The sequence below is a fragment of the Streptomyces sp. NPDC059564 genome (assembly GCF_042735575.1).
In the GTDB taxonomy this organism is placed as follows: domain Bacteria; phylum Actinomycetota; class Actinomycetes; order Streptomycetales; family Streptomycetaceae; genus Streptomyces.
Genome location: NZ_JBHWBP010000320.1, coordinates 1 through 8930, shown reverse-complemented (window position 1 = coordinate 8930; position 8930 = coordinate 1). Strand labels below are relative to the sequence as shown.

Genomic DNA, 8930 nt, shown 5'->3' with positions numbered 1-8930 from the left:
ATGGCCGACTGCTCGCGGGAGATGGCGCTTCGGGAGACGTGCCCCGGACGGCTTCGGAAGAGTCGCTCCGCGAGAGCGTCTGCCGACAACGGCGAGGAAATACATCCGAGGAATCCATTGTCAGCTGCGATCTCCGCGTCTATGTTCGCTGTGGCCCGCGATACATCCGATGACTGACCGTGCGGATGGCGGGAGCCGTGGCGAACGGCCCGTACCGGCGCACCTCAGGTAGCCCGCCCGTGCGGCCGATCCCACAGACGAATCCGAAACCCGCTCGGCAAGGGAGCTGCCCGGTGAAACTGCTACGCGTCGGATCCCCAGGTGAAGAACGGCCCGCGGTACGCGTCGACGACGGCCGGCTGCTGGATCTTTCCCCCGTGACCCGCGACATCGACGGTGCCTTCCTCGCCTCCGGGGGGATCGAGCGGGCCCGCGCGGCGGTCTCGGCGGGGGAGCTGCCCGAACTGGACCGGGACGGGCTGCGGATCGGGGCACCCGTCACCCGCCCCGGCAAGGTCGTCTGCATCGGCCTGAACTACCGCGATCACGCCGCCGAGACCGGCGCGGCGATTCCCGCGCGCCCGGTGGTGTTCATGAAGGACGCGGCCACGGTCGTCGGCCCGTACGACGAGGTGCTGATCCCCCGTGGATCGGTGAAGACCGACTGGGAGGTCGAACTCGCGGTCGTCATCGGCCGCCGGGCGCGCTACCTGGACGGACCGGATGCCGCGCGGGCCGTGATCGCCGGGTACACGATCAGCCACGACGTATCGGAGCGGGAATTCCAGCTGGAGTACTCGCCGCAGTGGGACCTGGGCAAATCCTGCGAGACCTTCAACCCGCTCGGCCCGTGGCTGGTCACCGCCGACGAGGCCGGCGACCCGCAGGACCTCGGCCTGCACCTGAGCGTCAACGGCGCGAAGCGGCAGGACGGGCACACCAGCGACATGATCTTCACGGTCGACCACATCGTCTGGTACCTGAGCCAGTACATGGTCCTGGAGCCGGGCGACGTGATCAACACCGGTACGCCCGCGGGCGTGGCTCTGGGTCTCCCCGGCACTCCCTACCTGCGCCCCGGCGACACGGTCGAGCTCTCCATCGACGGCCTCGGCAGCCAGCGCCAGATCTTCGCCCAAGCGTGAAAGGCAGCACCCCCTTGACTGGAACCTCCGCTCGGATCACCGCCGTCGACACGTACGACGTCCGTTTCCCCACCTCGCGGGAACTGGACGGCTCCGACGCGATGAACCCGGATCCCGACTACTCCGCCGCCTATGTCGTGCTGCGCTCCGACGCCGGCGACGGGCACGAAGGACACGGCTTCACCTTCACCATCGGACGCGGCAACGACGTCCAGGTCGCCGCGATCGACGCGCTGCGGCCCCATCTCGTGGGCCGCTCCGTAGCGGAGCTGTGCGCCGATCCGGGATCGGTCAGCCGGGATCTGGTCGGCGACAGCCAGCTGCGCTGGCTCGGCCCCGAGAAGGGCGTGATGCACATGGCGATCGGTGCCGTGGTCAACGCCGTGTGGGACCTGGCGGCCAAGCGGGAGGGCAAGCCGCTGTGGCGGCTGCTCGCCGACGCCCGGCCCGAGTGGCTGGTCTCCCAGGTCGACTTCCGCTACATCGCCGACGCCCTGACCCCCGAGGACGCCCTCGCGCTCCTGCGCGAAGGCCGCACGGGCCTCGCGGAACGTGAGGCGACCCTGCTGGAGCGCGGATATCCCGGCTACACCACCTCCCCGGGCTGGCTCGGCTACACCGACGAGAAGCTCACCCGGCTGGCCAAGCAGGCCGTCGCCGACGGCTTCACGCAGATCAAGCTCAAGGTCGGCGCGGACCTGAGCGACGACATCCGGCGGCTGCGCACCGCCCGCGGCGCCGTCGGTGACGGCATCCGCATCGCCATCGACGCCAATCAGCGGTGGAACGTGCCCGAGGCGATCACGTGGACCAACGCGCTCGCCGAGTTCGACCCGTACTGGATCGAGGAGCCGACCAGCCCCGACGACGTCCTCGGGCACGCGGCCGTACGGCAGGCCGTCGCTCCCGTGAAGGTGGCCACCGGCGAGCACGTACAGAACCGGATCGTCTTCAAGCAGCTCCTCCAGGCCGGCGCCATCGACGTCCTCCAGATCGATGCGGCGCGGGTCGGCGGGGTCAACGAGAACCTCGCGATCCTGCTGCTCGCCGCGAAGTACGGGGTGCCGGTGTGCCCCCACGCCGGCGGAGTGGGGCTGTGCGAGCTGGTGCAGCACCTGTCGATGTTCGACTACCTGGCCCTCTCCGGAACCACCGAGAACCGCGTCATCGAGTACGTCGATCACCTCCACCAGCACTTCGTCGAGCCGGTGGTGATCCGGGACGGCCACTACACCGCGCCGCTCGCACCCGGATTCTCCGCCGCCATGCGTGAGGAGTCCATCGCCGAGTACCTCTACCCGGACGGTACGTTCTGGGTAGCCGACCGCGCCTCGCAGGAGGAAGTGGCATGACCGAACTGACCGGCCTGAGGGCTCTCGTCACGGGCGGCGCGTCCGGTATCGGGCTCGCCACGGCCCGCGCGCTGGCGGCTCGGGGCGCGGCCGTCGCCGTACTCGACCTCGATCCGCACGGCGTGCGCGAACCGCTGCTCGGCCTCAAGGCCGACGTCAGCGACGACGCCTCCGTACGCGCCGCCGTCGAGGAGGCGGCCGCGCGGCTCGGCGGCATCGACATCCTCGTCAACAACGCGGGCATCGGTGCCGCCGGCACCGTCGAGGACAACCCCGACGAACAGTGGCACCGCGTCCTGGACGTCAACGTCCTCGGCATGGTCCGCACCACCCGCGCCGCCCTGCCCCACCTGCGCCGCGCTGCCACTGCCCGTCCGGGCACTGCGTCCGTGGTCAACACCTGCTCCATCGCGGCCACCGCCGGACTGCCGCAGCGCGCCCTGTACTCCGCCAGCAAGGGCGCCGTGCTGTCCCTCACCCTGGCCATGGCCGCCGATCACGTCGGCGAGGGCGTCCGCGTCAACTGCGTCAACCCCGGCACCGCCGACACCCCGTGGGTGGCCCGGCTGCTCGACGCCGCCGACGATCCCGAGGCCGAACGGGCCGCGCTCAACGCACGCCAGCCCATGGGCCGTCTGGTGACCGCGGACGAGGTGGCGGCCGCCATCGTCTACCTGGCCGGTCCGGCCGCGGCGTCCGTCACCGGCACCGCGCTCGCGGTGGACGGCGGCATGCAGGGACTGCGGCTGCGCCCGGCGGCCCGGTCGTGAGGACCACCGGGCTGGGCGGCAGCGCGGTACCGGTCTCGGAACTCGCCCTCGGCTGCGCGGCCCTCGGCAACCTCTACCACCCGGTCACCGAGGAGGCCGCCCACGCCACGGTGGACGCGGCCTGGGACGCCGGGGTCCGCACCTTCGACACCGCCCCCCACTACGGGCTGGGCCTGTCGGAACGGAGGCTCGGCGCCGCCCTGCGCGACCGCCCCCGCGACACCTACACCCTCTCCACGAAGGTGGGCCGGCTCCTCGTGCCGGATCCGCGGGGCATCCCCGGAAACGACCTCGACCACGGCTTCGCCGTCCCGGCCACCCACCGCCGGATCTGGGACTTCAGCGCCGACGGAGTGCTGCGCTCGCTGGAGGCGAGCCTCGAACGCCTGGGCCTCGACCGCGTCGACATCGCCCTGCTGCACGACCCGGACGACCACGCCGAGCAGGCGCTGCGCGAGGCGTACCCGGCCCTGGAGCGGCTGCGGAGCGAAGGCGTGGTCGGGGCGATCGGCATCGGCATGAACCAGTCCGCCCTGCCGGCCCGCTTCCTGCGCGAGACCGACATCGACGTGGTGCTCCTGGCCGGCCGCTACACCCTCCTGGAACAGGACGGGCTCACCGAACTGCTCCCGGAGGCGGCCGCCCGCGGCCGCAGCGTCGTCATCGGGGGAGTGTTCAACTCCGGGCTGCTGACCGCCCCCTGGCCGGGTGCCACGTACGACTACGGGCCGGTCCCGCAGCCGGTGCTCGACCGGGCGCTGCGGCTGCTGGCGGTCACCGAGCGCCGCGGCGTGCCGCTGCGGGCCGCCGCGCTGCGCTTCCCGTTCGGCCACCCGTCCGTGGCGAGCGTCCTGACCGGTGCCCGTTCCCCCGAGGAGGTCCGCGACACCGTGGAGCAGCTGGGGCGCCCGATCCCGGACGCCCTGTGGGACGAGCTGCGCGCCGAGGGCTTGCTGGACCCGGACACCCCCGTCCCCGTCACCGCACCCATCGGGGAAACCCCGTCGCCGAAGGAGCCGTCATGAAGGTCGCCCTGCACACCAAGGTCCGCACCGACCGCATCGAGGAGTACGACGCCGCGCACCGGCAGGTGCCCGAGGAGCTGACCGCCGCCATCCGCGGCGCGGGGGTGAGCGAGTGGACGATCTGGCGCAGCGGCACCGACCTGTTCCACGTACTGGAGGTCCGGGACTACCAGGCGATGATCGCCGAACTCGAGAAGCTGCCGGTCAACATCGCCTGGCAGGCGCGGATGGCCGAGCTGCTGGACGTCGTCCACGACTACTCCGCGCAGGGTGCGGACACCACGCTGCCGGTGGTGTGGGAGCTGTGACCGGGGCGGACCACGGGCCGGGAATCGTGGACGCCCACCACCACGTGTGGGACTTGTCCGTCCGCGACCAGGACTGGATCACCGGGCCCGAACTCGCGCCGCTGCGCAGGGACTTCTCCCTCGTCGACCTGGCACCGGAGGCCCGTGCGGCCGGCGTCACCGCCACCGTGCTGGTGCAGACGATCACCGTGCCGGAGGAGACCCCCGAGTTCCTGGCCACGGCCGCGCGCAGCGACCTCGTCGCCGGGGTCGTCGGGTGGACCGACCTGACCGTACCCGACGTCGCCGACACTCTCGCCGGGCTGCGCGCCGGCCCTGGCGGCGAGCATCTGGTGGGGATGCGCCACCAGGTGCAGGGTGAGCCGGACCCCCGCTGGCTCGTGCGCCAGGAGGCACTGCGCGGCCTGACCGCGATCGCCGAGGCGGGGCTCGTCTACGACCTCGTGGTGAAGCCGCACCAACTCGCCGCCGCAGTCGAGGCCGCGCAGCGCCTGCCCGGCCTCACCTTCGTCCTCGACCACCTCGGCAAGCCGCCCATCGCGTCCGGCGAACTCGCCCCCTGGGCGGAGCAGATCAGGCGCCTCGCCGCCCTCCCCAACACCGTCTGCAAACTCTCGGGCATGGTCACCGAAGCCGACTGGGGTTCCTGGACGGTCGACGACCTCAGGCCGTACGCCGACACGGTCCTGGACGCCTTCGGCCCCGGGCGGCTGATGTTCGGCTCCGACTGGCCCGTCTGCCGGCTCGCCGCCACCTACGCCGAAGTCCTCGCCGCTGCCGACCGCGTGACGGTCGAGCTCAGCCCGGCCGAGCGCCGCGACGTCTTCACCGGCACGGCTGTGCGGACCTACGGCCTGACCATCACGGTACCCCCGGACCTGCCCCAGGACCCGTCCCAGGAAACCCCATGCGCATAGCCCTCTTCATCACGTGCTTCAACGACACGATGTTCCCCCGCACCGGCCAGGCGGTGACCGCACTGCTGGAACGCCTGGGCCACACCGTGGAGTTCCCGCAGGGCCAGACGTGCTGCGGCCAGATGCACTTCAACACCGGCTACCGGCCCGAGACGCTGCCCATGGTGCGCCGCTTCGCCGAGGTGTTCGAGGGGTACGACGCCGTCGTCGCCCCCTCCGGGTCCTGCGCGGGCATGGTGCGCGACCACCACCGGGTGGTGGCCGCCCAGTACGGGGACGCCGCCCTCGCCGGGGCGGTCGAGCGAGTGGCGCCGACGGTGTACGAGCTGTCGGAACTCCTCGTCGACGTCCTCGGCGTCACCGACGTCGGCGCGTACTTCCCGCACCGCGTCACCTACCACCCGACCTGCCACTCGCTGCGCATGCTCCGCGTTGGCGACCGGCCGCTCACGCTGCTGCGCGCCGTGAAGGGCATCGACCTCGTCGAACTGCCCGCCGCCGAGTCCTGCTGCGGCTTCGGCGGCACCTTCGCCCTGAAGAACGCGGACGTGTCCAACGCCATGCTCGCCGACAAGATGCGGCACGTCCTGGGAACCGGCGCCGAGTTCCTGTGCGCGGGCGACAACTCCTGCCTCATGCACATCGGCGGCGGGCTGTCCCGCCTCCGTACCGGCGTCGGCACGATGCACCTGGCCGAGATCCTGGCCTCAACGGAAGGGGACGTACGGTGAGCGGCGCCGACAACGTCGTATGGCTGGGAACCCCGGCCTTCCCCCAGGCGGCGCGCAGCGCGCTCGCGGACACCCAACTGCGGGCGAACCTGCGCCGGGCGACCGGCACCATCCGGGACAAACGGCTGGCGGTCGCCGCCGAACTGGAGGACTGGGAGGACCTGCGGGAGACGGCCGCAGCCGTCAAACGCCACACCCTGCGCCACCTCGACCACCATCTCCTGCGCCTGGAGAAGGCGGTGACCGCCGCGGGCGGAACGGTCCACTGGGCGGCGGACGCCGCCGGGGCCAACCGCATCGTCACCGACCTGGTGCGGGCGACCGGCCAGAGTGAAATCGTCAAGGTCAAGTCGATGGCGACCCAGGAGATCGGTCTCAACGAGGCGCTCGCCGACGCCGGCATCCGCGCCTACGAGACCGATCTGGCGGAACTCATCGTGCAGTTGGGCCGCGACCGCCCGTCCCACATCCTGGTGCCGGCCATCCACCGCAACCGCTCCGAGATCCGGGAGATCTTCCGGCGGGAGATGGGGGAGTGGGGCAGGCCGGCTCCCGAAGGGCTCTCCGACGATCCCCGCGATCTCGCCGAGGCGGCCCGGCTCCACCTGCGGGAGAAGTTCCTGCGGGCCAAGGTGGCCGTCTCGGGCGCCAACTTCGCCGCCGCCGACACCGGAACGGTGGTGGTGGTGGAGTCGGAGGGCAACGGGCGGATGTGCCTGACCCTGCCCGAGACGCTGATCACCGTGATGGGCATCGAGAAGGTGCTGCCGTCCTTCGCCGACCTGGAGGTCTTCCTCCAGCTCCTGCCCCGCTCGTCGACGGGCGAGCGCATGAACCCGTACACCTCCCTGTGGACCGGCGTCACCGAGGGCGACGGCCCCCAGAACTTCCACCTGGTCCTCCTCGACAACGGCCGTACCGCGACGCTGGCCGACGAGGTGGGCCGCCAGGCCCTCGCCTGCATCCGCTGCTCGGCGTGCCTGAACGTCTGCCCGGTGTACGAGCGCACGGGCGGCCACGCCTACGGATCCGTCTACCCCGGCCCGATCGGGGCCGTACTGACCCCGCAGCTCGTCGGCATCGGCGGTGACATCACAAGCGGGGCGGCCTCCCTGCCCTTCGCCTCGACCCTGTGCGGCGCCTGCTACGACGCCTGCCCCGTGAAGATCAACATTCCCGAGGTGCTGGTCCACCTGCGCGCGGAGGTCGTGGAGGCGGGGCGGCGGAACAGACTCCTGCCCACCGCCGAGGGGCTCGCCATGAAGGCCGCCGGAGCCGCCCTGGCCTCCCCGGGACGACTGGCCGCGGCCCAGAAGCTCGCCGCCCTCGGGTCGCGGCTGGTGGCCAGCGACGGCCGGATCGGCGCCCTGCCGGGTCCGTTCGCCCGCTGGTCCGCCACCCGTGACACGCCCCAGCCGCCCCGGGAATCGTTCCGTGCCTGGTGGCGCCGGACGAGAACACCCGCGAAGGAAGACAACCCGGCGACGGGGGAGAGGAAGGACCGATGACGAACGGCCGCGAGAGCGTCCTGGACGCGGTGCGGGCAGCCCTGGCCGGCGTACCCGCATCGGAGGACCCCGACGCCATACCGCTCCCCACCGCTCCACGCGCCGACCACGCGGGACCCGACGTCGTCGGGCTGTTCGCCGAGCGTGCGGCCGAGTACCGGGCCACGGTGGTCCGCGTTCCGGCGGCCGACGCGGCGGCGGCCGTCGGGCGCGCGCTGGCCCGCACCGGAGCACGGTCCCTGGTGGTGCCGCCAGGGTTTCCCGAGGACCTGGTCCCGCAGGGGCCCTGGTCGCGGCTGGAAGACGCTCCGCCGCTGACGGGGGGACAACTCGACGGGGCGGACGCCGTGGTCACCACCGTTGCCACCGCGATCGCCGTCACCGGCACCGTGATCCTCGACCACGGACCCGGCCAGGGGCGCCGGGTCCTCACCTTGCTGCCGGACCAGCACGTCTGCGTGGTCCGGGTGGACCAGATCGTCCCCGACGTGCCCGACGCACTGAGCCGGCTCGACCCCCGCAGGCCGCTCACGCTCATCTCCGGCCCCTCGGCCACCAGTGACATCGAGCTGGACCGGGTCGAGGGCGTACACGGGCCCAGGACCCTGGACATCGTCCTGGTGGAGAACGCGTAGCACCCGCTGCCGTGCCCCGTCGCCCACTGGACAGACCGAGACGCACATCCGATGTCCGAGCACGTTCCGCCCTCCCCCGTCCCCCACCCTCCAGGAGTCGAACGATGTCCTCGTCCCCCCTCAGCCGACGCTCCCTGATCAAGGCCGCCGCCCTCGCAGGCGGCGCCGTGGCCTTCGGTCTGCCGCAGGTCATGTGGCCCGCCACCGCCCGGGCCTACACCGTCCCCTCGAAACTGGACTGGTGGTACCAGGCCAGGTTCGGCATGTTCATCCACTTCGGCTCCTACTCCTACCGCGGCCACGGCGAGTGGGCGTTCTCCAGCGAGAACTGGAACAAGGCCGATTACCAGACCCAGGTGACCACCCCGTTCAACCCGGCCGGCTTCAACGCCGCCACCATCGCCGAACTGGCCAGGAACGCCGGCATGAAGTACCTCGTGATCACCGCCAAGCACCACGAGGGCTACGCGATGTGGGACTCCAACGTCGCGGGCTTCACCGACACCACCGGCACCAAGCAGTACAACCTGCACGACTAC

The 8930-nt window shown here is 71.8% G+C and carries 10 protein-coding genes; all 10 read left to right on the top strand.

The window, feature by feature from the left end:
* The first annotated feature begins 293 nt into the window (after positions 1-293).
* A complete protein-coding gene (locus tag ACFV0Q_RS33435; protein WP_385010546.1) occupies positions 294-1145 on the top strand; it encodes a fumarylacetoacetate hydrolase family protein in 852 nt (283 codons plus the stop codon).
* Positions 1146-1159: 14 nt separating this feature from the next.
* The gene (locus ACFV0Q_RS33430) at positions 1160-2497 is read left to right on the top strand and encodes an L-fuconate dehydratase (RefSeq protein WP_385010544.1); all 1338 of its coding nucleotides are present in this window, start codon (positions 1160-1162) and stop codon (positions 2495-2497) included.
* Positions 2494-3267 carry an SDR family NAD(P)-dependent oxidoreductase gene (locus tag ACFV0Q_RS33425; RefSeq protein WP_385010542.1) on the top strand — a complete coding sequence of 258 codons (774 nt, stop codon included), beginning with the start codon at positions 2494-2496 and terminating at the stop codon, positions 3265-3267. Before ACFV0Q_RS33430 ends, ACFV0Q_RS33425 begins: the two co-directional genes overlap by 4 nt.
* Entirely contained in the window at positions 3264-4292 is a 1029-nt protein-coding gene (locus ACFV0Q_RS33420; RefSeq protein ID WP_385010540.1) for an aldo/keto reductase, read from the top strand. The genes ACFV0Q_RS33425 and ACFV0Q_RS33420 overlap by 4 nt, the downstream gene beginning before the upstream one ends.
* Positions 4289-4600, top strand: a complete 312-nt coding sequence (locus ACFV0Q_RS33415) for an L-rhamnose mutarotase (protein WP_385010538.1) — start codon at positions 4289-4291, stop codon at positions 4598-4600. The genes ACFV0Q_RS33420 and ACFV0Q_RS33415 overlap by 4 nt, the downstream gene beginning before the upstream one ends.
* Complete coding sequence (locus tag ACFV0Q_RS33410; RefSeq protein ID WP_385010536.1) at positions 4588-5517, top strand: amidohydrolase family protein; 930 nt, start codon at positions 4588-4590, stop codon at positions 5515-5517. The genes ACFV0Q_RS33415 and ACFV0Q_RS33410 overlap by 13 nt, the downstream gene beginning before the upstream one ends.
* Positions 5508-6248 (top strand): (Fe-S)-binding protein, encoded by a 741-nt coding sequence (locus tag ACFV0Q_RS33405; RefSeq protein ID WP_385010534.1) that lies wholly within the window; start codon positions 5508-5510, stop codon positions 6246-6248. Before ACFV0Q_RS33410 ends, ACFV0Q_RS33405 begins: the two co-directional genes overlap by 10 nt.
* Positions 6245-7756, top strand: coding sequence for a LutB/LldF family L-lactate oxidation iron-sulfur protein (locus tag ACFV0Q_RS33400; RefSeq protein WP_385010532.1), 1512 nt, complete (start codon positions 6245-6247; stop codon positions 7754-7756). The genes ACFV0Q_RS33405 and ACFV0Q_RS33400 overlap by 4 nt, the downstream gene beginning before the upstream one ends.
* Positions 7753-8391: a lactate utilization protein C gene (locus tag ACFV0Q_RS33395; protein WP_385010530.1), complete on the top strand. Its 639-nt coding sequence runs from the start codon at positions 7753-7755 to the stop codon at positions 8389-8391. The genes ACFV0Q_RS33400 and ACFV0Q_RS33395 overlap by 4 nt, the downstream gene beginning before the upstream one ends.
* 104 nt (positions 8392-8495) lie before the next feature.
* Positions 8496-8930: alpha-L-fucosidase (locus tag ACFV0Q_RS33390; protein WP_385010528.1), on the top strand; the 435-nt coding region annotated here is incomplete at its 3' end.

Coding starts and splice junctions, on each gene's coding strand:
- ACFV0Q_RS33395 (WP_385010530.1), top strand. CDS start 7,753: ATGACGAACGGCCGCGAGAGCGTCCTGGACGCGGTGCGGGCAGCCCTG.
- ACFV0Q_RS33425 (WP_385010542.1), top strand. CDS start 2,494: ATGACCGAACTGACCGGCCTGAGGGCTCTCGTCACGGGCGGCGCGTCC.
- ACFV0Q_RS33415 (WP_385010538.1), top strand. CDS start 4,289: ATGAAGGTCGCCCTGCACACCAAGGTCCGCACCGACCGCATCGAGGAG.
- ACFV0Q_RS33405 (WP_385010534.1), top strand. CDS start 5,508: ATGCGCATAGCCCTCTTCATCACGTGCTTCAACGACACGATGTTCCCC.